The following is a 25,204-nucleotide window of genomic DNA, read 5'->3' on the forward strand; positions in this document are numbered from 1 at the left end:
TCATGCTCCCGCCTGCGAGGTGTTGGGTTGGTTCGGATCGGTGCGCACGCGCGGCAGGACGTCGCGGGCCAGCGTTGCCAGAATGCGCTGCCGGTGCTCGTGGGTGTGCGCGGCGATCTGCAACAGGACGGTTTCCGCGCCGGCGTCCCGGAATTGGGTGATCCTCCCGGCGACGTCCGTGGGGCTGCCGACGAGCAGGTACCGATCCGCCAGTGGCCGGAAGTCCTGCCGGTAAGCTGCGCTCACACACTCGATCCCGATATTTCGCGCCCAGTCGGCGTCGTCGTCGACGGCGACCCAGGCGAACAGCGCCGCGGAGACGCCCGCAGGATCGCGTCCGGCATCGGCCGCCGCGTCGCGAACGACGGCCAGCCCTTTCGTGAGGTGGCGTGGCTCGACCATGTAGGGCAGCCACACGTCGGCGTACCGGCCGGCGCGCTGCAGCGCACGCTTTCCGCGTCCACCGAGCCAGATGGGTGGTCCGCCCTGCTGGACGGGCGGCGGGTTCAGTGTCACGTCCTGCAATGTGGCGAAGCTGCCGTCCATGCTCGTCGGTTGCCCGGAGAACAACGCGCGCAACACCTCGAGACCTTCCTCGGTCCGACGAAACCTCGACGCGACGTCCACTCCGGCGGCGGCGAACTCCGGTGGATACTCGCCTCCGGAGCCGATGCCCAATTCGACACGGCCGCAGGAGATCCGGTCCACGGTCGCCGCGATTTTCGCCACCAGCGCCGCGGGATACAGCGGCAACAGCGTGATGGATGAGACGAGGCGGATCCGCTCGGTGACCGCCGCCGCCGCTGCCAGCATGGTCAGACCGTGCGGCGTGGGACCGTGAAAGAACAGATGCTCACCGCAGCCGAGCAGGTCGAACCCCAGCTGCTCGGCCTGGCGGGCGTCGGCCACGACCGTGTCCGCGTTGTCGACGGTGACACCGACCCTCATGCGGGGCTGACGGTAACCGGCAACTCGAGGACACCGTGGCTGAAGACGTCGCGGACGTAGACGATGTCACCGGTCGGGTGGATGTCTCGGGTGCGTTGCAGCAGTTCCTCGAGCAGGATCTTCATCTCCAGCACCGCGATGTGCTTGCCGAGACAGGTGTGCTGGCCGCGACCGAAACCCAGATGCCGGTTCGGGGTTCGGGTCAGGTCGAACCGCTCGGGTTCATCGAAGACCTCGGGGTCGAAGTTACCGGAGGGAAGCAGCATGCAGACACGTTCCCCCTCGGCGATCGGCTGGCCGTGCATCTCGATGTCCTTGGTCACCGTCCGCACGAAATGCAGGAAAGGTGTTGAGATGCGCACCATCTCCTGAATGGCGGTGTCGGGAATGTCATCGCAGTGATCGCGCAGCCACGCCATCTGATCCGGGTCACGCATGAGTTGGTGCATGGAGTGGGTCAACGCGTTGCGGGTGCTCTCCGCGGCGCCGCTGGCGAGCAGGACGAAATTGCCGAGGATCTCGTCCTCGGACATGGAATCCGCGCCGTCGGCACGCACCATCTGGCTCACCACGTCGTCGTCCGGGTTGGCGCGCTTCTTCGCCGCCAGATCACCGGCGTACGAGGTGAGGCTGAAGATCGCCTCGAGCACCGCCTCGAACGACGGCGTGATGCGGGTGTCGAACGGTGCGGCGAAGCGGTCCACCCAGGCGAAGAACTTCGGGCGGTCCTCGGCCGGCACACCGAGCACGTCGCCGAGCGCCTCCATCGGCATCGCGTGCGCGACATCGGTGACGAAGTTGAACGAGCCCTTCGCCAGCGCCTGGTCCACCACCGCACGGGCGTAGCCCCGGAACTTCTCCTCGAGCCGGCGCACCATGCTCGGGGTGAACGTCCGATTGACCACCCCACGGTGTCGCCGATGGTCGGCACCGTCCTGGGTGAGCATGGCCGGTTTGCCGCCAGAGGTCGGGTCGATCGGATTGACGGTCCAGATGTTGACGAAGCCGCGGTTCGCCGCGAACGTGTCGGCGTCGCGGTCCACGGTCAGGATGTCCTCGTAGCGGGTGAGCACCCACACCTCGTTGATGAGCAGCGGGTCGTCGAACGTCTGGCGGTAGACCGGTTCGTTCTCTCGCAGGTACTTGTACTGGTCCAGCGGCAATCCGTAGGTATCCGGATTTCCGTTAGCGTAGGTATCAGGATCGAGCACGCTGATCGCGATGTTCTGTTCGGTTACGCCCGTCATGCTGGTAGGTCCTTCCTCTCGCAACGAAGGCAGCGACGGACACCACTCGCCCGTCGATATCGAAGTGAATAATGTTTGATATCAACAGCTTTTAGACGTGTGTAGCCACGGCGCGACAACGCGGCGGGGCCGCGCGTGTCGTGCGCGAGACCGGCTTGCGCCGGTATCGAAAAGTGAAGCAGCCCACACCGCCCACGTCAAGAGACAGTTTGTCTCTTAATTGTTGACGGGCTGCCTACGCCCCCGCGACGGTGGCACAATGACGCGGTGGCCAAACTCGACGTCGCGCCCACCCCTGTCCGTCGTCGGCCTGCCGAAGTGCGACGTCTTCTGCTCGCGGCCGCCGAGCGGGTCGCGGTCCGCAAGGGAATGTCCGCCAGCGCGCAGGAGATCGCCGCCGAGGCCGGCGTGCACCGGTCCGTGCTCTACCGCCATTTCACCAGCGCCGAGGAACTGGTGCAGATGGCCATGCTGCGTCCGTTCGACGAATTCCTCGAGCGCATCCAATTGATGACGGCGCGCTCCGAGGAGGCTGAGCCGACGCCGCTCTGGGACTTGATGGTCGGGTTCCTCGGCGATCTGCTCGACATCCTGTTCGACCACCGAGACTTTCTGAGCATGGCGCTTTCGGAGTCCTCACCGCTCGGCGACGCCGACCGCACGGAGCTTCAGCACCGGTTGGGCGGCGTTCTCGACGACATCGGCGAGCTGGCGGTCCGCGCGGGCGTCACGCGGGGCCTCGACCTACAGAACGCGCGGATCAACACGCGGCTGGCAATCGCCATGGCGAGCGGCGTCGCGACCTATGAGAGATGGCTGCTGCCGGACCCGCACTGGCCTGAACAGCGCGAGACACTCATCGAGCAGATGGCCAGCGTGCTGCTGTACGGGGTTCGCGCGGTGCCCGACGCGCAGAAACGCCCGGACCGGCTCAGCCCGAAGCGATGACGGCTAGCGCCGACCCCCCCCTCCACAAATTGAGACACTACGTTCCAATTTGATCGCGGCTGGTGCATGATGGCTCGTGCGACGGCTGAAGAGGGCAGCCCACCCAGCCAAACCTTCGGTAGGAGAGTCGAAGTGTCCACAGCAGCTGATAGCCGACCCGACATCGACGTGCGCTCACCGGCCACTGGCGAAGTGATCGGCGCCGTGCCCGACATGAGTTCGGCCGAGGTGTTCGAGGTTGCCCGTAGGTTGCGGGCCGCCCAGCCGCATTGGCAGGCGCTCGGTTTCGAAGGCAGGCGCACGTGGTTGCACCGGTTCCGCGACTGGATCCTGGACCACGAAGACGAGATCCTGCGGCGAGTGCAGGCCGAGACCGGCAAGAGTTGGGGCGATCTGCCGATCGGTGAGATCGTCGCCTCGGTCGACGTACTGAACTACTGGGCCCGTCACGCCGAGAAGTTCCTCGCCCAGGAGAAGACGCGTCCGCACAGCCCGCTGATGATGACCAAGCGGCTGTGGGTCGAATTCCACCCGCACCAACTCGTCGGGTCGATCACGCCCTGGAATGCGCAGCTGGCGATGCAGATGCTCGACATTCCGGCCGCGCTCATGGCCGGCTGCGCGGTGTTGACGAAGGCATCGGAGGTCACCCCACTGGGTTGGGCCTATGCCGTCGAGGGCTGGAAGTCCATCGGGGCGCCCGACGTTCTCGATGCCGTCACGGGGCGCGGCGAGGCCGGTGCCGCGGTGGTCGACGCGGTGGACATGATTCAGTTCACCGGATCGGTGCGCACCGGTCGAGCGATCGGGATGCGCGCCGCGGAGCGCATGATCCCGTGCTGCCTGGAGTTGGGCGGCAAGGACGCGATGATCGTGCTCGCCGATGCCGACATCGACCGTGCGGCGAAGGCCGCGGTCTGGGGCGGGTTCTACAACGCCGGACAGATCTGCGTCTCGGTGGAGCGGATATACGTGGAATCGCCCGTGTACGACGAGTTTGTCGCCAAGGTGGTCGAACACACCCGCCGCCTACGCGTCGGCACCGACGCGCCCGGTGAGGTGTCTCGTGATATCGGCGCGGTCGCCACCGAGGATCAGCTCAAGATCATCGAGGAGCACGTCAACGAGGCCGTCACCAAGGGTGCGACGGTGGCCGTCGGCGGGCGCCAGCTCCCGGGAGACGGCCTGTTCTTCGAGCCGACGGTCCTGCTCGACGTCGACGAGTCGATGCTGTGCATGCGCGAGGAGACCTTCGGGCCCACGCTGCCGATCGTCCGGGTCGCCGATGCCCAGGAGGCGGTCCGCCGCACCAACGACTCCCAGTTCGGGCTGGCCGCAAGCATTTTCACCAAAGATCGAGAACGAGGACGAGCGCTCGCCGCGCAGATCGATTCCGGCTCGGTGAACATCAACAACGTCATGACCAACGTCTTCCAGCTGCCGGTGCCCTTCGGCGGACGTCGCGGTTCTGGGATCGGCTTCCGGCACGGTGGCGCCGAGGGAATCCGCAAGTACTGCTGGCGGAAGTCGGTCATCGAGGAACGGTTCGATCTGCCCGCGGAGATCTACTGGTATCCGACCAAGGCCAGGAACCTGCAGCTGATGACACGCGCCGCCAGGTTCATGTCGGCCGGGGACTGGAAGCGCCGCCTCAAACTCCGCTGATATTCCGGGGCCAGACGATAGCGCTCGTTAACTAATCGGTGTCATGGCAGATTGGCAGGTCAACTGGTAGAAATCACCGATGTCAGCAGCATCACGTACACAGTTTGTGAGCGATCGTTTACAACCTTGGTCCCGAGTGGATAGCATCATCGGCAGCGGCGCCCGGCGACGGGTGCAGGACCGGTACGACTGTTGGAGAGGCAGATGAGCTACGCGATCCCCGATACGGTGGCCACCAAGGGCCCGTTCACGCCGATGCGGTTCGAGGCGACGGTGGAGGAGTGCATCGTCACGCACGGTGAGATCCCCAAGGACCTCTACGGCGGCATCTACCGCACCGGCCCGTGCTGGAAGCGCCCGACGGCGCAGGGCGGCACGCCGCTGCTGGCGATGGACGGCATGGTGCAGGGCCTGGTCTTCGAGAACGGGCGCGCCGACTTTCGCAACCGGTGGATCCGTACGCCGAAGTATCTCCTCGAGGAGAAGCACGGCCGCAGCATGTTCGAGTATTCCGACGGCGGCTTCGGCGATTACCGGGATTACGGCTACGGAACGGTCAAGCGGACCAAGGAGAACGCCCACACCCCACAGGGCACCAACTTCATCAACATCTTCCCGCACCGCGGTGAGCTCGTCGCCTCCGGCGAACTCGGCAGCCCCCCCAACGTCATCGATCCGATCACGTTGGAGACCAAAGGTATCGTGGACTGGGCACCGGCACTGACACGCGGCATCCACGACCAGGTCTGCTTCGGCGACGGCGCGTTCTGCGCCCATCCGAAGTGGGACGAGGACAGCGGCACGCTGTACGGCTGGACCTACGGGGATCAGAAGCCGTTCGTGACCATGCACTACATCCACGCCGACGGCTCGGTGCAGTCGCGTCCGCTCGACGACGCCCCGTATAACGCGGTGGCCCACGATATCTGGCTGACCCCGGAGTGGGTGGTGATGCCGTTCCAGCCGTTCATCATCGACGCCAAACGCAACGCGAAGGGCCTGGCGGTGTTCGGCTGGGAACCCGACCTGCCGGTCGTGCTGGCCCTGATCCCGCGCCACAACCTGCAGGGCGAGATCCGGTGGATCAACACCGATCTGCCGCCGCAGTACGTCATGCACACGCTGGCCGCCAACGTGCAAGGTGACAAGCTGGTCCTGGATGCACCGGTCTTCCAGGAACCGCCGTTCCCGATGGAGAACAACTTCAGCCCGGGTGATCAGGCCGCGCTGTTCTTCAGCAACGCCGCGAGCTATCTGGGCCGCTGGACCGTCGATTTGACCACGGGTGAGACCAAGGCCGAGCAGCTGTCCGATCTGCCGTCGGAGATCGGCAAGGTCGATCAGCGCTATTACGGCAAGGGGCACCGTTACGGCTTCCAGATCGGCGGTCAGCCGAAACGCCGCGGCATGCGGATGGACAGCCTGATCCGCAACGATCTCGACAAGTGCACCGAGGAGGTGTACCGGATCCGCGACGACAAGGGGTTGGCCGCCGTCCTCGAGGGATCGTTCGCACCGCGCACCATCGACGCCCCGGAAGGCGACGGCTACTTCATCGTCCCGGTGGCGTGGTGGGGCGAGCGCAAGGGCGAGTTCCAGATCTTCGACACCGACGACATCACCGCGGGCCCGATCTGCAAGATCGAACTGCCGTTCCACATGGGGTGGACCCCGCACGGTCACTGGATGGACTTCCGCGACTGACCCGGCATCGATCGGACGGCGGTTCAATGCACAGCCGACCCAGCGGCCTGCACATCGGGCACGGCCACTTCTTCCAGAACCTCGACGGTCGCCCCGACGCCGAGGTGTGGCGGGCCGAAATGGCCTTGGCCGATGCCGCCGAGGGTCTGGGCTTCGACTCCGTGTGGGCGGTCGAACACCACTTCGCGGGGTACTCGATGTCCACCGACCCGCTGCAGTTTCTGACCTGGGTCGCCGGCCGCACCCGCACGGTCAAGCTCGGCACGATGGTCTCGGTGCTGCCCTGGCACGATCCGATCCGCCTCGCCGAACACGCGTGCGTCCTGGACCACCTGTCCGACGGGCGCCTGATCCTCGGGATGGGACGCGGGTTGGCGCGCTCGGAGTTCGACGGGTTCGGCGTGCCGATCGCCCAGTCGCGCGAGCTGTTCGACGAGTACGCCGCCGAGCTGTTGGATGCCTTCGAGACCGGGCGGATACGCGGTGTCGAGCTGCGGCCGCGGCCGCTGGCTCCGCTGCGCGGCCGCGTCTTCGCGTCCTCGATATCGCCGGCGTCCGCCGAGGTGCTCGCCCGGGTCGGCGCGGGCGTCATGATCTTTCTGCAGAAACCGTGGGAACAGACCGTCGGCGATCTTCAGCGATACGCCGAGCACTACCGGCTCCACCAGGGCAGCGAGCCTCCCAAGCCGATGGTGGTGATCTTCAACGCCTGTCACGAAGACAGGTCGGTGGCCGCCGAGCTCTTCGAGCAGGTGGTCAACTACTACCGATCGACCATCGACCACTACGGGTTCGCCGATCCGACGATGGGTCAGACCCCGGGCTACGAGTACTACACCAACATCGCCCGCACCATCGAAAAGCACGGACGCGAACGGTTCGCCCAGTTCTTGGCCGAGCTGCAGCCCTGGGGCACGCCCGACGAGGTCATCGAGCAGACCCGCGAGATCATCCACCGCACGAACGCCGGTGGCCTCATCGTGGTTTCGGCCTTCGGCGATCTCACACCCGAGGCCGCCCGCGAAAACCAGCAGCGCTTCGCGCGCACCGTCCTGCCCACCCTGTCGCGGCTGACCGCCACCGTCTGATCGACCAACCGAGAGGTGTTGAGATGAAACTCGGAATCACCATGCCGAGCCGGACCGCCCCGCTCGAGCGGATCCCGGAATACGCCAGGATGGCCGACGAGGCGGGCTTCGCGTCCATCTGGACCTACGAGGTGTACCGCAATCCGTTCCTCATGTTGGCCACCTCCGCGCTGACCACATCGCGGGCGGACCTGTGCACGGGACTGGCCACCGCCTTCACCCGGTCGCCGTTCGAGGCCGCCAACGCCGCCGCCGATGTGGACGAACTATCCGGTGGCCGAATGAAACTCGGGCTGGGCACCGGTGTCCCCGAGTTCCTGGGGGCCTTCCACTCCACCGACTTCAAGACCCCGATCGGTCGGCTCAGCGAATACGTCGAGGTGCTGCGGCGGTCGTGGGACTACCTGGCCGGTGAGCCTGTCGGCAACTTCGAAGGCAAGCACTACCAATTCGCGGCGCCCCCGATCAACCCGTGGGGACTGCGGGAACAGCCCACCAGGCAGATCCCGATTCTGGTGGCCGGCATGCGCCCGAATCTGCTGAAGTTGGTCGGCGCCAAGGCCGACGGCTGGGTGGGCTACCTCTACACGCCGAAGTTCTACGAACAGATTGTCGTGCCCAATGTCACCGAGGGCGCCCGCAAGGCCGGCCGAAACGCCGACCAGCTCGAGCTGTCGTGCGAGATCATCTGCTGCGTGCACCCCGATCGCGATATCGCGTTGGCGCGGGCCAAAAAGCATGTCGGCTTCTACATCGCGCACCCGGTTTCGGATATCGCCGCCGAGATCGAGGGCGTGCAGGACCTGGTCAACGAGCTGCGGGTGGCGATGATGCAGAAGGGACCGGCGGCCTTCGAGGACACCCCGGAAGAACTCGTGGAGCTGTTCTCCATCACCGGCACACCCGAGGAATGCCGGCAGAAACTCGACCGGTACAAAGACCTGCCGCATCTGGCGCTGCACACGTCCTACGTGCCGCCGTTCACCGCCGAGGAGTCCGAGGACTGCTACCGCCAGATCATCGATGCCTTCAAGCGCTGAGTGACGTCGTCGCCCGCTAGCGCGCGGGCGGGATCAGCATCGACTGCCAGGTCTGCTGCGGGTTGTCTCGGGCGAGATCGGCTTGGGTGTAGGCCTTTCCGTCCGGGCCGACGTAGGTGCCGGTGGCCGGGTCGTAGGGTACGGCTGCGATCGGCTGCGACGGCGGTTGAGGCACGGCCTGGCCCGACAGCGTGGCGTTGGGGTCGCCTTTCCAGTTGTTGCCGTCGTTGAGCGGCACGTATTCCTGGTCGCTGCGGCACATCTTGGCTGTCGGGGCCCGCTTCCCGGGCTTCGTCGGACACGGGGTATTGCGCACCCCGCGCACCCCGAACATCGCGTCCTGCGGGATCCGGCAGTACAGGTCGCCGGGTTGGCGCTCCGGAAAGTCGAGTTGATCCGGGGTGCGCTGCTGCTGCACGGGGATGTATCCGGTGGTGCAGGGCGGCGGAACGTTGATGTTGAGGTTGAAGCTCAGATACAGCCCGCGCAGATTCTGCCGGGTGTTGGCGTTGGGCAACGCCAGCGAGGACTCGACCGCGATGCTGTGCGGCAGAAGCACCAGCAGCTGTTCGACACTGGCGTTGTAGGTCAGCGCGACGTCGGCGATGCCCGACAGGTTGACGAGAATCGTCGGCAGGGTGGGGTCGATCCGATCGAGCAGCTGCTGAGCCTGCGCGGCGGTGGGTCCGCCGTCGTCGATGAACCCGGCAACCGCATGGTCCTCCGCCTTGAGCTGACCGGCGATGTCGGCGACCTGGGCCGCCCATGCATCGATCGCGCTCGAGGTGTCGGATTGGCTGTCCAGCACCGGTTTCGCCTCGTCGATCAGTGCCGTCAGGGCATCGAGGTGTTGGCGGGCGTCGATCGCGAGCGCCGTCGAACCCTTGACCAACCGCGCCAGCTCAGGGCCCAAACCCCCTACGGCGACGTAGCTTTCGTCCACCATGGTGGTCAACGCGTCATCGGGGATGGCGTCGAGGCCCGCGTTCGCCGAGTCGAACAGGCTGTTGATGTCCGGCGGAACCCAGGTGTCCGCCACCGGGATCACGTCGCCGTCTTTGAGCGGTGGCGAATTCTCGCTGCGGGGAATCAGGGCGACATACTGCTCGCCGACCGCCGAGACGCTGTGCACCTCGGCCCTGACGTCGGACGGGATGTCGATACCGGATTTCAGCGACAGCGTGGCAGCGACGGAGCCGTTGGGGGTGACCTTCACGTCGTCGACGCGACCGACCTCGACCCCGCGGTAGGTGACGTTACCGGTGGCGTACAGGCCGCCGGATCGCGGCAGCTCCACCGTCACGGTGTAGCGACCGACGCCGAAGAGCAGCACCGGCAGCTTGACGTAGACGAAGATCATGACCAGCCCCGCGATCAGGCTGACGACGCTGAAGACGGCCAGTTGGATCTTGATGCCTCTGGACAGGTGCATCTACGGTCCTTGGTTGAAGTGGTAGGGCGCCACCAGCGGGTTGGCGGAGGTGTAGGGGCTCGGCATCTGGCCGATCGTGCGGCCCCACTGCAACTCCAGTTCGGTGAGATCACCCTCCCATCGGGTGCCGGTGAAGATCGCCGAGTCGATGCGGCTCAGCGTCAGGTCGATGATCGCGGTCAGGTTGGCGTAGTCACCGCGGAACCAATTGGTCAGGTTCTCTTTCACCCACGGATACGTCGACAACAGGCCCAGCGACTCGGTCAGGTCCGGTCCGGCGTCGGCCAGCGCTTTGAGGACCGGAGCGACATTGCGCAGGTTGGCCACCAAACTCTCACGCGTCTGATGCGTGACGTCGGCGGCCAGGGCGCTGAACTTCCCCAGTTTGTCGATCGCCTCAGCCAGGTTGTCACGCTGCCTGCTGAGTTCGGCCAGCGCGTCGGGAATGATGTCTAAAGCCTTGTCCAGCACCGGCTTCTGGTCGGCGATTTGCCCGACCAGATCATTCAGGCTGGTGTTCGCCTCGATGATCTCGTCGGTCTGCGCGCTGAGCTTGCCGATGAAGATGTCCAGCTGCGTGATGAAGCTGCGCAACTCCTGCTCGCGGCCGCGGAAGGCCGTCGCGAATGCCTTCGTGATGTCCTGCAGCTGACCGATCCCGCCGCCGTTCAACAACAATGACAGGGAACCGAGCGTCTGTTCGGTGGTCGGATAGCTTCCTGAGCGGGACAGCGGAATCAACGAGCCGTCGTGCAGACGGCCGTGCGGCGGTTCTGTCGCCGGAGAGGCCAGCTCGACGTGGAGCGTGCCGAGCAGGCTGGTCTGCCCCACTTTGGCGGTCGCGTTCTCCGGCAGTTCGACATCACCGTTGAGGCGCATGGTCACCAGGGCGTGCCAACCCTGGCGTTCGATCCTGGTGATGTGGCCGACGGTGACGTCACCCACTCGAACCCGTTGGTTGCGTTCGATGTTGGTGACATCGGGCATCTCGGCGCGCACCTCGAACGAATCGGGCCCGCTACCTTCAGTGCCCGGCAGGGGCAGCGAATTGGCCCCTTCCCACTCCGCGCATCCGGACACGCCCAGCGCGACGGCGAGCAGCACCGCCGCGGCCCGCCCCCGGGCCGTCACGACCCGCTCCCGGGCGGCACCATGATGCCGCTCAAGCCGTCCCCGGGATCGGGCACCGCGCTCTCCGGCGGCGGCGTCGGCCGATGATCCGGGCGCAACCAGTCTTCGCTGTAGGTCAGCTCGTTGGGTCGCGCGGCGGCACCGACGAACGGATTGAAGCCGATCGGCGGGAAGTTGTACAGACGGTTCTTCATGATCGGCGCCAGGTATTGAACGCACAGCTTCGCCGACTGTTCGGCGTTGAGCCGGGATGCCGCCTGCACGGCGCCGCACAGGAACGACACCGGGTTGGCGAAGTTGTTCAGGCCCAGCACACCGGTCAGCGTGTTCTGCGCCGGTTGGTAGATGTTGATGAAGTTCGAGATCGTCGTCGGCCCGATGTGCAGGAACTGCTCGATGTCGTCCTTGCTCTCGCCCAAGGCGGCGGCCACCGCCGCCAGCTTCTCCGAGGTGGTCGCGACGGTGTCGGCGTCCTCGGTGAGAAACTGCCGCACATCTTTCACCGCGGCGTTGAGATCGACGACCGCCTGACCGATCTCGTCGGGGGCGTTGACGAAAAGGCCGCTCACCGCGGCCAGGTTGATGTTCAGCGCCTGCATCACATCGGTGCTGGACTGGAGCGCGGAAACCAGGGTCGACAGGTTCTTGACCGTGCCGAAGACGTCCTTGCTGTGATCGCCGAACGCGGAGAACGCCTCCGACATCTTGATGATGGCTTCCCGGATGTCGGCGCCCTGCCCACGCAGGTTGTCCGCAGCGGTGTTGATCAGCGCACCCAGTGGGCTCTCCCCACCCGGCGTGGCGGGTTGCAGGGTCTCGGTGAGCTTTTCCAACTGCACACGCAGGTCATCCCATTCGACCGGCACCATGGTGCGCTCCCGCGGGATCACCGCACCGGACTTCAATACCGGCCCCGTGGTGTAGGCGGGCGTGAGTTGGATGGCACGGGCGGTCACGAGCGACGGCGCCAGGATCGCCGCCTGCACGTCGGCGGGGATCTTGTACTTCTTGTCGACCCACAACGTCACTTTGACTTGTGCGGGTTGGGGTTCGATGGTGTCGATCTTGCCGACGGGAACACCGAGGATTCTGATCTCGTCGCCGGGAAAGATGCCGTTGCTGTTGTCGAAATAGGCGGTGATGAGGATGCGATTCGAGGCCAGCGCGGACCGCGCCAGAACCCCGGCGCCGGCGATCAGGGTGAGCACCAGCACGGCGGCGACGATCGGTGTGAGCATGCGTCGGTTCATGGCTGTTCCGGTTCGACGTGGATCGGTTGCGGGGTCGGCGCCGGCGCGACGACGGCGGGTGGTCCTGGCGGCGGTCCACCGGGCGCCGGCGCGGGCGGCGGTGGCCGGTACGGATAGCGCGGGTCGCCCGGGTGGCCGGTGATGGCGTCCGGAACCGACAGCTTCGGTTCACCGCCCTGGCCGGTGCGGGGGAACGGCGAGGGCAGCGCCGGCGTGCCCGGCTGGCCCACCTGGGGGTCAGCCAGCTGCGACGGCAGCAACACGTTGGGATCCAGACCCAGATCGGAGAACGCGGCGTCGATGAACGGCTGAATGAACTGGCCGGGAAGCAGATTGGCGAGGTAGGCCTTGAAGAACGGCCCTGAGGACAGCGTCTCACCGAACGACATCCCGTAGGCGTTGAGCATGCTCAGCGACTTCTGGATGTTCACCTTGTACTTGTCGACCAGGGCCAGCACGCCGTTCAATTTCTCCAGCGCCGGCTTGAGCTTGCCGCGGTTGTCGGATGCGAAGCCGGACAGCTGGGTGGCCACCGCGGACAGGTGCGACGACATGGCGTCGAGCGAACCGCTCTGGGTTCGCAGCGCGGCGAGTACCGCGTTGGTGTGGTTGATCAGGCCGGCGACATCGGAACTGCGTTGTGACAGCACAGTTGTGGCCTTCTCGGCGTTGACCAGCAGGCTGCGCAGCTCCGCGTCGCGCTTGCTCAGGGTTTCGGAGAACCGCGCCACCCCTGCCACCGCGACCTGCAGATCCGGTGGCGTGTCCCTGAAGGTTTCGGCCAGCGTCGCAAACGATTCCGAAAGTTGATCGGTGTTCAGCTCGCTGATCGCGGAGGCAACGTCGCCGAGCGCCTCGGGTAATTGGTACGGCGGGGTGGTGCGATCCAGCGGTATCGGCGCCTCCAGCCTGCCCTCACCGCGCGGGCTGATCTCGAGGATCTTGGAACCCAACAGGGTCCGGGTCTTGATGGCGGCTTCGGTGCGGTCGCCCAGGGGCATCGACTTGTCGACCTTGAAGGCGACCAGGACACGATTTCCGGTGAGCTCCAGATCGGTTACCTCACCGACCTTGAATCCGGAGACCTGTACCGGGGCACCCACCGCCATCCCCCCGACCTCACTGAAGTACGCGGAGTAGGACTGGCCGTTGTTGAAGAACGGCAGGCGTTTGTATTGCAACGCGGCGACCAGGAACACCGCGAAGACCGCGACGCCGACGGCGCCGACGACGATCAGGTTGCGTTCGGAGAACGACTTCACTTGGGCGCACACCTCCCTGAGGATTGGCCGGCGACCTTGACGTAAACCGGTTGTCCGCCTTTGCCGTTCAACTTCAGGAACAGGTCGCACAAATAGAAGCTGAAGAAGTCGCCGTAGAGACCCTGCCTGGCCAGCGCGCGATAGGCGTCGGGCAGCGTCGCAAGCAGATGGTCGAGGTAGTCATGGTCGGCCATCGCCAGTTCCGAAACACGGTCGGTCTGCTCGACGGTGTCGGCCAGCGGGGGGCGGGCCGCCGCCATCAGGTCGGCGATCGACTTCGTCGCCTCGTCGATGTAGGCGATCCCGGTCGTGATGTCGTCGCGCCGCTCGGAGAGCGCCGTCACCAACTCGTTCACCGCCGAAAGGGACTTGTCGAACTTCTTGTTCTGGTCGGCGAGTGAGCCCAGCACGACATTGAGGTTGGAAATGACTTGTCCGATGAGGTCGTCTCGGTCGGCGAGCGTGCTGGTGAACTGGGCGGTGTGGGCAAGAAACGAACTGATCGTGGCACCCTGGCCCTGCAGCGCCTGAATCAGTTGTGCTGTCAGGGTGTTGACCTGTTCGGGATCCAGCGCCCGGAACAGGGGTTTGAAGCCGCCGATGAGCGCGTCGAGATCGACCGCGGGTGAGGTGTTGCTCACCGGAAGGGTCTGGCCGGCCAGCAGGCGCTTGGTATCGCCCGCGCCTTCCTGAAGTTCGAGGTAGCGGTCACCGATTGGGTTGTCCCAGCGAATGATCGCACGTGCAGCGTGGGTCAGCACCACCGATCGGTCGACTGTGAATTCGACCGTGACGGTGGTGTCCGGACGAATAGAGATGTCGCCTACCTTGCCGACCTCGACGCCGGCGATCCGGACGAAGTCACCTGACTTCAGGCCGGTGATGTCGGTGAATTCCGCCCGATAGGTGTCCTCGGGCTGGAATCGGAGCTGGGCGAAGATCGCGAAGATCGCGAAGATGCCGAACGCGCAGACCACCACGAAGACGGCGAAACGCCAGACGGCGCCTGCCAGGTTGTCTCGCACCGAAGTCTCCTAGGTATGAGCTGGTATGAGCTTTCGTGCTCGGCCGGGTCAGGGTGCTGAGGGGTACAGCGGTGTGCCGTCGGGTCCGTAGAGGGGGGCGCCGTAGGGCGGCGCACCCGGGTACGGCACGGGTCCGATCGCCGGTGGGCCGTCGCCGTGCACTCGGGGCGGCTCCGGCACGGCCTTGGTCACCGGGAACCAGTTCACCAACCAGGGATGGCCGATACCCGGGTTGGGCCGCCAGTCCAGACCGGTACCCCAGCCGGTGTTGGTCACCAATTGGCGCACCGGGAACTTCTTGCTCGGGTCGGGCAGCGACCCGCAGCCGGGCCTGCCGCCCGGCCCGCCCTTGGCGGCGACGACCGGCAGATGCGTGGGGTACTTATACGGGTCGTCGCCCGGGATCAGAGCCGCGTCGAGAATCACCGATCGCCCGTTGCCGCCCATGGCGTCTCGGCCCCCGTTGTTGAGGAACCACACCGCGCCCTGCAGAGTGCAGGTGTAGGTCGCGTCGTACTTGTGCAGTAGGTCGGTGGTCGGCGCCACCGTGCGCATCAGGTGCACCAGGTCGTTGGCGTTGCGGCCGAGCACGTTGGCGCCCGACTGGGCGAAGCCGATGCTGTTGAGCAGGACGGTGTTGAGCTGCTCGGCGTGATCGGTGATCGTCTTGCCGGTTTCGCTGGCGCCGTCCAGGATTTCCATGATGTCCGGCGCAGCGGCGGCGTATGCATCCGAGAACCCCTTCAGCGAACGCCAGTCAGCGGCGACGGTGTCCATCCGCGGATTGAGCGCCAGCAGAACCTGATTGGCGTCGGTGGTGGCCTGACCGATCCGCTCGCCCTGTCCGCGCACTCCGTCGGCGAGGGCGGTCAGCGTGGCGTTGAGCTTGACCGGGTCGAGTTTGGTGGTCAACTCGTAAAGGTTCTCGAACACCGTGTTGACCTCGCTGCTGACGTTTCGCGAAGTCAACACCGTGCCGGCCTTGAGCCGCTGGGGACTGGGATCTTCCGGATAGATGAGGTCGACGTACTTGGCGCCGAAGGCGGTGGTGGCCATGATCTGCGCACCGACGTTGGCCGGGATCGCGCTGACGGCATCGGGAAACATGTTGAGCCGCACGACCACGTCGCGCCCGGTCCCCGTCACCGAGGCGATACGACCGACCTGTACGCCGCGCAGCTTGACCTTGCCACCCGATTCCAGGATGAGACCGGAGCGGTCCGACGTCAGCGTCACCGGCACGAACTTTCGGAATGTTCCGGTGAACAGCGCGGCGGTCATCAGGACCAGGCCGACGATGAGGGCGAGCAGGATCGCCGTCCACCAGGCCGGCTTGATCCGCATGTCCATTCGGTCGTCGAACATCGCGTTACCCCGACAGGTCGAAGTTGCCGGACTGCCCGTAGACGGACAGCGTGATGATGACGGAGACGAAGGCCGCCGCGATGAGCGAGGTACGCACCGCGCGGCCGACCGCCTCGCCGACGCCGACGGGCCCGCCCGAGGCGGTGAACCCGTAGTAGGTGTGCACCAGCATCACCACGATTCCGATCACCACTGCCTGGAAGAACGACCAGATCAGATCGGTGCTGCGCAGGAACGTGTTGAAGTAGTGGTCGTAGACGCCGGTGGACTGCCCGTAACCGAAGGTGGTGCCGATCCGGGCGGCGAAGAACGAGGCGATCACCGCGATGCAGTACAGCGGGATGACGACGAACACTCCGGCGGCCACCCGGGTGGAGGCGAGGTAGGCGATCGACCGGATGCCCATCACCTCCAGGGCGTCGATCTCCTCGCTGATCCGCATCGCACCGAGTTGAGCGGTGGCACCGGCGCCGATGGTGGCTGCCAGACCGATCCCGGCGACGACGGGCGCGATGATCCGGACGTTGGCGTAGACCGAGATGAAGCCCGTCAGCGCCTCAACCCCGATGCCGGCCAGTGAGTTGTACCCCTGCACAGCGATGATCGCCCCGGCCGACAGGGTCAGAAACCCGATGATCACCACGGTTCCGCCGATGACGGCCATCGCACCTGTGCCCAGGCTCATCTGGGCGACAAGCCGCACCACCTCAAGCTTGTAGTGGATGAAGGCATTTCGGATTTCGGCGAGGGTTCGGGTATAGAACGCCATCTGCATTCCGACGGTGTTCCAGCTCCTGGCGAAATTCTCGGCGGCCCGGGCGAGGCGGCCGAACCGCGTGCTTGGCCGTGCGCTCGTCACTGCGCTGCCTGCACGCCGATTGCGGTTGCGATGACGTTGATGAAGAACAACGCCATGAACGAGAGCACGACGGTCTCGTTGACCGCGTTGCCGACGCCCGCCGGCCCGCCGCCGACGGAAATGCCCTTGTAGCAGGCGATCAGGCTGGCCGCCAAGCCGAACACCGCGGCCTTGCACAGCGCGACGATCACCTCCACGGGTCCGGTCAGGATCGTCATACCGGCGGCGAACGCGCCGGGGGTGACGTGCTGGACGAAGACCGAGAAGACGAAGCCGCCGCTGAGCCCGATGACCGACACGATGGAGTTCAAGAGCAGGGCAACCAGAGTGGCGGCCAGCACGCGTGGCACGACGAGGGTTTGGATGGGGTTGATCCCGAGAACCCGCAGAGCGTCGAGCTCCTCGCGAATCGTTCTCGCCCCGAGGTCCGCGCACATCGCGGTGGCCCCCGCGCCCGCCACCACCAACACGGTCACCACGGGTCCGATCTGGGTGATGGCGCCCAGCGCGGTGCCGGTCCCCGAGTAGTCGGCGGCGCCGAACTCGATCAGCAGCACGTTGAGGACGAACACCGTCAGCACGGTGAACGGGATCGACAGCATGATGGTGGGCACGATCGACACGCGCGCGACGAACCAACTCTGCAACAGGAACTCACGCCAAGCGAACGGTGGCTTGAACATCAGCACGAAGGTGTCGAGGACCATCGCGACGAATCCACCGATCGCGGTGGCCGGCTTCGCCAGCGAAGATGCCGCGCCACGGGCCAGGCTTCGCTGAGGTGTTGCTAGCGCAACTTCTCCCATCTGGGACCTCCGATCCTGGGCTGGTAGTACCGGAAAGAACTCTGACCTGCGTCTGTTTGCGGCGGGTGAGGAACGTAGGCATCTCCTGGCCGATGCGCAACGCTCTTGTGCGATTTTCACTCAGCTCAAATCGCCCCCGAACAGTGTGATCTTTATTTAGAGCTATGACGTCTCAGAAAGATACCGCAACTTGGTCTCCGTGCAAATGCTTCTGTGTCATCGGATCGACGATCGGCGGCGGTGGTGCCGGCGAGCAGGTGCTCGTCGATGAGCGCGGGAACGATCACCCGCGGGTCGGACCGCCGTGGTCAGCCGGACGTGTCCCGGCCGGCGACACCGTATAGCAGCATCCGGCTCGCCTCCTTGATCTGGCGCGCCCGGCCCGGCCGCCGCTGCGCCGGCGAGAAGAGCCAGTCGTCGAGTAGCACCATGGAGAGGACAGCTCCAACGGAGAAGGCGACGGTGACCGGTGCGTCGACATCGCGGAAGTGCCGGGCGGCACTGTGTTCCAGCAACACACGCCGGACGAGTCCGAGGTTGTTGGCGAGCTTTTCGCTGACCCGGGACGCGGCGTCGGCCAACCCGGGATCGGCGCCGTTGACCCCGGCGGCGATGATGGTTCTCAACAGTTCGCGATGTTCGTCGGCGAGGTTGTAGAAGCCCTTGACGAACGACTCGGCGACCTGCGCGGCATCGGTGGCCGAGGTGGAACTGGCGTCCCAGGTCGCGGCCCAGTCGTCCACGAACTCGGTGAAGGGGGTAAGGACCGTCGTTTCGAACAGCTCGGCTTTGGAACCGAAATTGCGGAAGATGACCGACTCCCCCACGCCTGCCTCTACGGCGATCTGCCGCGTGGGGGTGGCGTGGTAACCCTGTGTGGCGAACAGTCTGCGGGCGGTGTCGAGGATCAGCCCGCGGACCTCGTCTGGCGCTCGGCGCCCGCTCTTGCGCCTGCCACCGCGACGGGTAGTCAGCGCCACTCACCTCCCGTCAGGTCACCTCGCCGTGACCGTGTTCCAAGCCTCACCCTGTGCAGCCTAGCGGGTGGGCCTGCACTGCTGGGGGCCGAGGTGGCGACGTTGTCCGGTACTGCGCCGCAACGCGGTTGGGTTCGCGCCGCCGACGACGCTCACCGCTGCGACGCGGCGATCTGACTGCTGAGATTGCGATGGACCGTCACGGTCATCGCGGCGATCCAGATGACGAACGCGCTCAACGGGAGATAGAGGCCGACCACTCCGTTCCACGCCATCGGGCCGGACTTGAAGAACAGGACGGCGCCCGCGGGCAGGATCAGGAGGGCGACCCACAAGTTCAGGTAGCCCAACCATCGAGGCAGGATCGGGACGGGACGCCGGTCGATCAGGATCGCCACGCCGATCGCGATGAGTTGTACCCACAGCGACCAGATCACGGTCATGAACAGGATCCAGCCCAGGTCGTGCATGCTCTCGGTCAGCTCGGCCGACCGGCCGTCGAAGCGGAAGCTGGTGGCCATCCACACCCCGATCGGGGTGATGAACTCCAGCGACAACAGCGCGCAGGACACCATCTGGACGTCGGCGAGCGCACGAGCGCCGTCGATTCGCTTGAGCTGACCGGAGATCGCGACGGCGTAGGGCACCAGCAACGCGGAGCCCAGCATCGAGATGACCATCCCGAACTTGATCGCGTTGGCGTTGTCGTCATAGAGCCGCACGATCGCCGCCGGGCCCGCTGTCGGACGTGACGGCGGGATGAAACCGGCGATGAACAGGAATGCGCCGAGCCACAACGCGAGCATGCCGAACCCAGACCAGATCAACACCCGATGGACCCGCAGCTCCATAGTGGACTCGGCAGGTGTCGCCGCGGTGTGCTTGCGGGATGCGGTGACCGACACGGAACCTCCTCGCATCTTCTGGCATCGCTGTGGGGTTGGGCGGTAGAGGGAGTGACACTAGCTATCGCCGATGGACGGAATCTATTTTCGGTTGCAGCCCCGTGTCAACTTGTTCTTTAATTAGTGCCACTCACGCTTTAAGCTAGTGCCACTCATTAATGACAACAGTGCGATGTGCGGCTTGGCCGGCACGCGCGCCACGACGGTCAGGAGGATTCTCAATGAGGTTGTCAAGCCGCTGCGGCAGTAGGCGTGGTGGGTTGATAGGTCGTGTGGTCGCGCAGCATTGCCCACAGAACATTGAGACGCCGACGTGCCAGGGCCAGGACGGCTTGGCTGTGGCGTTTGCCTTCGGCGCGTTTGCGGTTGTAATACGTGCGCGAGACGGGGTCGGATCGAATGCTGGACAGCGCCGACAGGTAGCAGGCGCGCAGCAGGCGCCGGTTGTAGCGGCGGGGTCGTTGAAGGTTGCCGCTGATGCGGCCGGAGTCACGCGGTACCGGAGCCAGGCCGGCGACGCCGGCGAGGCGGTCAACGGAGTCGAAGGCACTCATGTCTCCGCCGGTGGCAGCGAGGAATTCGGCGCCGAGCGTGACGCCGAAGCCCGACATGCTCACGATGATTTCGGCGTGGCGGTGGCGGCGAAATCGCTCCTCGATCATCGCATCGGTGTCGCCGATTTCGGTGTCGAGGGCCATCACCTCCTGGCCAAGCGGGCAACCATGGCCGCAGCGAGTTGTTGTCCGGGTATGACGGTGTGTTGAGCGTGAGCGGCCTGCAGGGCTTTGGCCGCGACGGCGTCGGCGTTGCGGGCCTTGCGTTTACCCAACCAGGCTGCCAGTCGAGCAGCACCGGCTCGTCGCAGCCCATCGGGAGTTTGATAGCCGGTGAGCAGCAGCAACGCGGCCTTGCTGGTGCTGTAGTCGAACGCGCGTTCCAGGGCTGGGAAGTATTCGAGCAGCTGGGCACGCAGTCGGTTGATCGTGCGGGTGCGATCAGCCACCAGATCGGTGCGCCGGCTGGTGAGAATGCGCAGCTCCACTGCGATGTCATCTCCGGGGCGCAGTGGTTGCAGATCGCGGCGCATCCGGGCCTGATCGGCAATGACGGCGGCATCTTTGGCGTCGGTCTTACCCTCCCCGCGGTAGCTGCCCGAGGCGTGGTGCACGGTGCGGCCGGGGATGTAGAGCAGCCGCTGGTCAGCGGCGATCAGCAGCGTGATCAGCAGGGCCGCACCGCCAGCGTTGAGATCGATGGCCCAGGTGACCTCACCGCCGTCAGCCATGGTTGCGACAGTGCTGATCAACTTCAACAGAGTCGCTTCGTCGTTGGCTACCCGCTGCGACAGCAGTCGCTTTCCCTCAGCATCGATGACCACGCAGAAGTGGTCCGATTTCCCAGCATCGATACCCGCCCAAACAGCTTGTGTCACTACCGCCTCCGTGCTCATCACCATTTCCACCAGCCCGGCAGACGACCACGCCGTCGTGTCCTTACACAGCGATCGAATCGCATCTCTCAATTAGCGGTCGAGTCGTCGCGGGACAGCGGGCGGCCAATCCTCCTCGGCCATCAAGGGCTGACCAATGAAAGCCATACCCGCTGTCCCTGGGTGAATCGAAGCCTAACTAAGGCCAGCGGCCCCGAACACCCTCCAAGAAAGGTAAGGACCAGTGATCAAGCAGATCGAGCTCGACAAGAGCGTGGCGAAGGCGTTTACCTGGTCCGCGGCAGTCGTCATCTTCGGGCTGCTCATCGCCCAGGGATTTCTGATGAACTTCTTGCCCGCTCCACCGCCCACCCTCAGCGCCGAGGAGCTGCGGCAGATCTTCGTCGATCGGCGTTTCGAGATACAGATCGGATCGATCGTCCAGATCATCGCCTGGAGCTTCTGGGCGACCTGGGGCATCGTGGTGACCACCTTCATGCGGAAGATGGAGCGCGGTTACCCCTTCCTCACCTACGCCTCCATCGCCCTGGTCGGCGGCGGCTACGTCTTCTTCCTGTTCATCCCGATGACCTGGGCGGTGTGCGCGTATCGTGCCGACGAAATGGACCCGCAGATCCTTCAGTTCGCCAACGACTGGGTGTGGTTCGACTGGCTGTTCACCTGGCCGCCGTTCGCGATCTGGTTCTTCGTGGTGGCGGCTGCGATCTTCAAGGACCACAATGTCCCGACCATCTACCCGAGATGGGTTGGCTACTTCAACCTTTGGTGCGGCTTCCTGATCTTTCCGGCGGCGCTGATCGTGTTCTGGAAAGACGGCCCCTTCGCCTACAACGGAGCGCTCGCGTTCTGGTTCCCGGTCGCGATCTTCTTCGGCGAGATCACCGTCATGATCATCGTGTCGCTGAAGGTGATCAACCAGCAAGCCGCTCGGCTACAAGCCCGGGCGGAGGCCGGTGATCCCGAGGTCACCAGCGTCGCGGTCGCCACGGTGGACGCCCGACCGGGCGTCACGGCCTAGCGGAACCCGGGGCATGGGCGCCCGTTTCGGGCGCCCATGCCGGTCAGGAATGGGAGGGTGATGGCGACCGTACTCGACAGCGTTCGTGCATTCGGATCGCGAAGACATCCGCCACGTGTGCCCGGCGAGGCGGGGACATGGATCTTCATCCTCGGCGACATGTCGATCTTCTCCGGATTCTTCGTCGTCTACCTTGTCTACCGGTCCGGAGACGCTCAACTGTTCGACAGCTCGGCTGCCTACTTGCAGCCGCTGTTCGGCGTGATCAACACGCTGTTGCTGCTCAGCAGTTCACTGCTGGTCGTGGTGGGCATACGTGCTGTTCGACTCGGAGAGCGCACACTTGCGCCCGGGTGTTTCATCGGCGCCATCCTGTGCGGAGTGGGCTTCTCGGTGATGAAGATCCTGGAGTACAGCGACAAGGTCCGCCACGGCATCACGCCCACCACCAACGAGTTCTGGATGTACTTCTACGTCTTGACGGGCCTGCACTTCTTTCACTTGCTGGTCGGCATCGGCGTATTGCTGTACCTGACGGTGAAGGCGCGCAAGGTGATTCTGACCGCCAAGGAGCTCGCGTTCATCGAAGGCGGCGCGTGCTTTTGGCACATGGTCGACCTGCTGTGGATTGTCTTGTTCCCCCTGCTGTATTTCGTGAGGTAGATCATCGTGCTCACTGAGCCTGCAACCGCCGCTCCGGGGACTTCGCGCCCCGGCCGGCCAAGCATGAAAAGTCTTATCCTCGGGCCGTTCACGGTCGTGTGGTGTGTCCTGATCGCCGCCACCCTGCTGACCTGGTACGTCGGCGAGGACGGCATCCGAGATCACCATGTCGCCTCGGTGGTGATCCTGCTGGTGGCCTTCGTCAAGGTGCGCTTCGTGGGGCTGTACTTCATGGAACTGCGCGACGCACCATCGCTGCTTCGAACGATCTTCGAGCTGCACTGTGTCGTCGTCTGCAGCGTCATGATGATCGTGTATTTGGTCGAACCGCTTGCGCCACGCTGACCGCCAAACCCCGGTCAGCGCACGTGATGGGCCAGGATGTTCCGCGCGGCCCGATTGCCGAACTCGACCGCCGTGTTCTGTCCGGCAGCGGACATGAAGTCGGCGGCGTATTGAAGGGGTGAGCAGGCCTCGAGTGCGGCGTTGAGCCGGCCGATCATCCGGTATGCGCCAATCCGCGTGTACGGCAGGGCCCGTCGCCACCGGGTCACGTGCACGAAGTCCACGGCTCCTCGTAGTTCGGGAAAGACGTCGAAGACTGTGGCCAGCGTGTGATCGCGCACCTGGTCGTCGCCGGCGTCGATCATCCGTTCCGACGCGGAGGTCTCCCACAGGCAGCTCAGCAGGCCTCCGCCGGCCGGCACCCGGTCCGGGGACTTGTTGTGGTCGAGGAACATCAGCGCGATGTCGGGGTTCTCCGTCGACGGGAACATCACCAGGAACGCCGGGCATTGGGGCGGTCGGGTGGTGCCTACCGCCACGCTGATGCACTGGGTGTAGGCGAGGTCGCGGCTCAGCGGTGCGAGGACGGGTCGGTCGTCGGGGCATATCTCGACCGCCTCGGGCAGTGGGCAGGTGACCACGCAGGCGTCAAAGCGCGACGCCGCACCCGCGCGGGACACCCGCACGCCCCCGCCGGGCAGCCGAACCACCTCGGCCACCGGCGTTTTGAGATGCACGTCCAACCGGCGGCACAGCGCGTCGACCATGCGGTCCTGCCCGCCCACGACGGTCTGGATCCTGGCGGTGAAGATGTTGGCGATTCCAGAGAACAGTTCGACCTTGGACACCTTGTCGGTGTCGGCGATCAGCATCGTGCGCACGATGGGCTCACACAGATAGCTGTCCAGTTCGGGCCCGAGTGCGCGCAGCGCGTAATCGCGGGCGCTCTCGGTGTCCAGCGGCGCCGCCTTCGACATGTCGGCGTAGTCCAACCGGCCCCGCACCCTGGCTGCGGCGACGTCGAAGGCCAATCGCGACACGCGCAGCTTGGCGCCCCAGGACAACAGCGGGGTGCGCACTCCCGTCCGCACCACGTGGTTCATGTCGAGCAGATGCGTGGTGCCGGCTCGCCGGATGCCCACGTACGGCGCGGTGTCGACGATCTCGACCCCGAGTTCTCGGGCGAGGTCAAGATACGCACGATAGGTCGAGCCCAGCGCCGACGCTCCGGTGTCCATCGCGTAGGACCCGGCGCGTACTGTCTGCACCCTTCCACCCGCGACATCTTCGGCTTCGAAGACCTCGACGTCGCAGCCGGCGGTCTGCAGACGATACGCGGCGGTAAGACCGGCAATCCCCGCCCCGACAACGGCAACACGGGTCACAGGCGACTCCCAACGATGACGGATCACCTGATGTTAACGGTCGTTGACGACGCAAGGTCCGGCAGGCTCACCTCCGCCGACGGGCGTACCGCTGCGCCGCCCGGTCGCGAAACGCCCGGATCTCCCCGGCGAAGTCATAGCCGTCGCGGCGCAACGCCGACCGGAAGCACAGCCCGATCGCATAGGACACCAGCACTTCCGCCTCGCGCGCGGGATCGATCCCCGCGGCGACCGAACCGTCGGTTACCCCGTCGGACAGATGCCCCGCCAGCTCGGCCTGGTAGTTGCCGATCAACGTGTCGAACCAGCCCGCGAACTGTTGCAGGGGGCCCGGCGTCTCAAAGGTCAGCACGATCATCGCCCGCATCGTCTCAGGCTCGCGTTGCACCGCATGAAGCAGATCGTCGATCTGACCCAGCACCCGCTCCAAGCCGTTGCCGATGCGCTCACGACGCACCGCAGGCAGCAGCTTCCGGGCGAACTCATCGAAGACAGACTGCAGCAGCGCCTCTTTGGAGCCGTACCGGTCGCGCACCATGTTGCGGCTGAACCCGGCATTGGTGCCGATCTCGGCAGCGGTGGTCCGCTCATAGCCCTGCCGGGCGAACAGTTCGATCGCCGACGCGATCAGGGCCAGGGTGGATTCCTCGACGCGCTCACGATTCGTCTTGGGCCGGCGTTTCAAGGCGGGCGACACGTGCCGAGCCTACACAACCGACCTGTTCTCGGACAGATATCTGCTCGAAAGCAG

General features: G+C 65.3%; 22 protein-coding genes and 1 pseudogene. 8 read left to right on the forward strand and 15 right to left on the reverse strand.

All coding sequences use genetic code 11. From position 1 onward, the window contains the following. Together G6N28_RS06595 and G6N28_RS06600 are read right to left on the reverse strand one after the other, a co-directional pair. Positions 1–948, reverse strand: a complete 948-nt coding sequence (locus G6N28_RS06595) for an LLM class flavin-dependent oxidoreductase (RefSeq protein ID WP_163898376.1) — start codon at positions 946–948, stop codon at positions 1–3. Continuing rightward, on the reverse strand, positions 945–2,195 hold the full coding sequence (locus G6N28_RS06600; protein WP_163898380.1) for a cytochrome P450: 1,251 nt from the start codon (positions 2,193–2,195) through the stop codon (positions 945–947). Before G6N28_RS06600 ends, G6N28_RS06595 begins: the two co-directional genes overlap by 4 nt. Before the next feature lie 267 nt (positions 2,196–2,462). Between G6N28_RS06600 and G6N28_RS06605 the strand changes: the two genes are divergently transcribed. The 5 genes from G6N28_RS06605 (at position 2,463) to G6N28_RS06625 (ending at position 8,640) form a co-directional block, all read left to right on the forward strand. Further along, complete coding sequence (locus G6N28_RS06605) at positions 2,463–3,143, forward strand: TetR/AcrR family transcriptional regulator (RefSeq protein WP_163898383.1); 681 nt, start codon at positions 2,463–2,465, stop codon at positions 3,141–3,143. A 132-nt stretch (positions 3,144–3,275) separates the two neighbouring features. Next, positions 3,276–4,808 carry an aldehyde dehydrogenase family protein gene (locus G6N28_RS06610; protein ID WP_235674486.1) on the forward strand — a complete coding sequence of 511 codons (1,533 nt, stop codon included), beginning with the start codon at positions 3,276–3,278 and terminating at the stop codon, positions 4,806–4,808. 204 nt (positions 4,809–5,012) lie between these two features. After that, positions 5,013–6,512 carry a carotenoid oxygenase family protein gene (locus G6N28_RS06615; RefSeq protein WP_163898389.1) on the forward strand — a complete coding sequence of 500 codons (1,500 nt, stop codon included), beginning with the start codon at positions 5,013–5,015 and terminating at the stop codon, positions 6,510–6,512. Positions 6,513–6,538: 26 nt separating this feature from the next. Beyond that, positions 6,539–7,600: an LLM class flavin-dependent oxidoreductase gene (locus tag G6N28_RS06620; protein ID WP_235674487.1), complete on the forward strand. Its 1,062-nt coding sequence runs from the start codon at positions 6,539–6,541 to the stop codon at positions 7,598–7,600. 23 nt (positions 7,601–7,623) lie between these two features. Beyond that, positions 7,624–8,640, forward strand: a complete 1,017-nt coding sequence (locus tag G6N28_RS06625) for an LLM class flavin-dependent oxidoreductase (RefSeq protein WP_163898392.1) — start codon at positions 7,624–7,626, stop codon at positions 8,638–8,640. A gap of 16 nt (positions 8,641–8,656) precedes the next feature. Here G6N28_RS06625 and G6N28_RS06630 read toward each other — a convergent pair whose 3' ends face one another. The 11 genes and pseudogenes from G6N28_RS06630 to G6N28_RS06680 form a co-directional block, all read right to left on the reverse strand. Next, entirely contained in the window at positions 8,657–10,072 is a 1,416-nt protein-coding gene (locus G6N28_RS06630; protein WP_163898395.1) for an MCE family protein, read from the reverse strand. After that, the gene (locus tag G6N28_RS06635) at positions 10,073–11,203 is read right to left on the reverse strand and encodes an MCE family protein (protein WP_163898398.1); all 1,131 of its coding nucleotides are present in this window, start codon (positions 11,201–11,203) and stop codon (positions 10,073–10,075) included. It abuts the gene before it with no gap. Then, positions 11,200–12,453: an MCE family protein gene (locus G6N28_RS06640; RefSeq protein ID WP_163898401.1), complete on the reverse strand. Its 1,254-nt coding sequence runs from the start codon at positions 12,451–12,453 to the stop codon at positions 11,200–11,202. Before G6N28_RS06640 ends, G6N28_RS06635 begins: the two co-directional genes overlap by 4 nt. Next, positions 12,450–13,715 carry an MCE family protein gene (locus G6N28_RS06645; RefSeq protein WP_170307885.1) on the reverse strand — a complete coding sequence of 422 codons (1,266 nt, stop codon included), beginning with the start codon at positions 13,713–13,715 and terminating at the stop codon, positions 12,450–12,452. Before G6N28_RS06645 ends, G6N28_RS06640 begins: the two co-directional genes overlap by 4 nt. Then, entirely contained in the window at positions 13,712–14,740 is a 1,029-nt protein-coding gene (locus tag G6N28_RS06650) for an MCE family protein (protein ID WP_163898407.1), read from the reverse strand. Before G6N28_RS06650 ends, G6N28_RS06645 begins: the two co-directional genes overlap by 4 nt. 48 nt (positions 14,741–14,788) lie before the next feature. Then, entirely contained in the window at positions 14,789–16,105 is a 1,317-nt protein-coding gene (locus tag G6N28_RS06655; RefSeq protein ID WP_163898410.1) for an MCE family protein, read from the reverse strand. Between the two features lie 4 nt (positions 16,106–16,109). Beyond that, entirely contained in the window at positions 16,110–16,964 is an 855-nt protein-coding gene (locus tag G6N28_RS06660) for an ABC transporter permease (RefSeq protein WP_163898413.1), read from the reverse strand. After that, a complete protein-coding gene (locus tag G6N28_RS06665) occupies positions 16,961–17,770 on the reverse strand; it encodes an MlaE family ABC transporter permease (RefSeq protein WP_163898416.1) in 810 nt (269 codons plus the stop codon). The genes G6N28_RS06660 and G6N28_RS06665 overlap by 4 nt, the downstream gene beginning before the upstream one ends. Positions 17,771–18,078: 308 nt before the next feature. Then, positions 18,079–18,750, reverse strand: coding sequence for a TetR/AcrR family transcriptional regulator (locus tag G6N28_RS06670; protein ID WP_163898419.1), 672 nt, complete (start codon positions 18,748–18,750; stop codon positions 18,079–18,081). A 149-nt stretch (positions 18,751–18,899) separates the two neighbouring features. Next, positions 18,900–19,652 carry a hypothetical protein gene (locus G6N28_RS06675; protein ID WP_235674488.1) on the reverse strand — a complete coding sequence of 251 codons (753 nt, stop codon included), beginning with the start codon at positions 19,650–19,652 and terminating at the stop codon, positions 18,900–18,902. Between the two features lie 230 nt (positions 19,653–19,882). Then, positions 19,883–21,102, reverse strand: a pseudogene (locus tag G6N28_RS06680) (IS110 family RNA-guided transposase). A gap of 223 nt (positions 21,103–21,325) precedes the next feature. Here G6N28_RS06680 and G6N28_RS06685 point away from each other — a divergent pair. The 3 genes from G6N28_RS06685 to G6N28_RS06695 all read left to right on the forward strand — a co-directional run bounded on the left by G6N28_RS06685 (position 21,326) and on the right by G6N28_RS06695 (position 23,128). Further along, complete coding sequence (locus G6N28_RS06685) at positions 21,326–22,120, forward strand: hypothetical protein (protein ID WP_163898422.1); 795 nt, start codon at positions 21,326–21,328, stop codon at positions 22,118–22,120. Between the two features lie 60 nt (positions 22,121–22,180). After that, the gene (locus tag G6N28_RS06690; protein WP_163898425.1) at positions 22,181–22,783 is read left to right on the forward strand and encodes a cytochrome c oxidase subunit 3; all 603 of its coding nucleotides are present in this window, start codon (positions 22,181–22,183) and stop codon (positions 22,781–22,783) included. Positions 22,784–22,846: 63 nt separating this feature from the next. Beyond that, positions 22,847–23,128: a cytochrome C oxidase subunit IV family protein gene (locus G6N28_RS06695; protein WP_163898428.1), complete on the forward strand. Its 282-nt coding sequence runs from the start codon at positions 22,847–22,849 to the stop codon at positions 23,126–23,128. Between the two features lie 14 nt (positions 23,129–23,142). On the opposite strand, the gene G6N28_RS06700 is transcribed toward G6N28_RS06695, so the two are convergent. Beyond that, positions 23,143–24,453 (reverse strand): protoporphyrinogen/coproporphyrinogen oxidase, encoded by a 1,311-nt coding sequence (locus G6N28_RS06700; RefSeq protein WP_163898431.1) that lies wholly within the window; start codon positions 24,451–24,453, stop codon positions 23,143–23,145. A gap of 67 nt (positions 24,454–24,520) precedes the next feature. Beyond that, positions 24,521–25,150 carry a TetR/AcrR family transcriptional regulator gene (locus G6N28_RS06705; RefSeq protein WP_163898434.1) on the reverse strand — a complete coding sequence of 210 codons (630 nt, stop codon included), beginning with the start codon at positions 25,148–25,150 and terminating at the stop codon, positions 24,521–24,523. Positions 25,151–25,204 lie beyond the last annotated feature (54 nt).

The organism is Mycolicibacterium pulveris (assembly GCF_010725725.1).
Classification (GTDB): Bacteria; Actinomycetota; Actinomycetes; order Mycobacteriales; family Mycobacteriaceae; genus Mycobacterium; species Mycobacterium pulveris.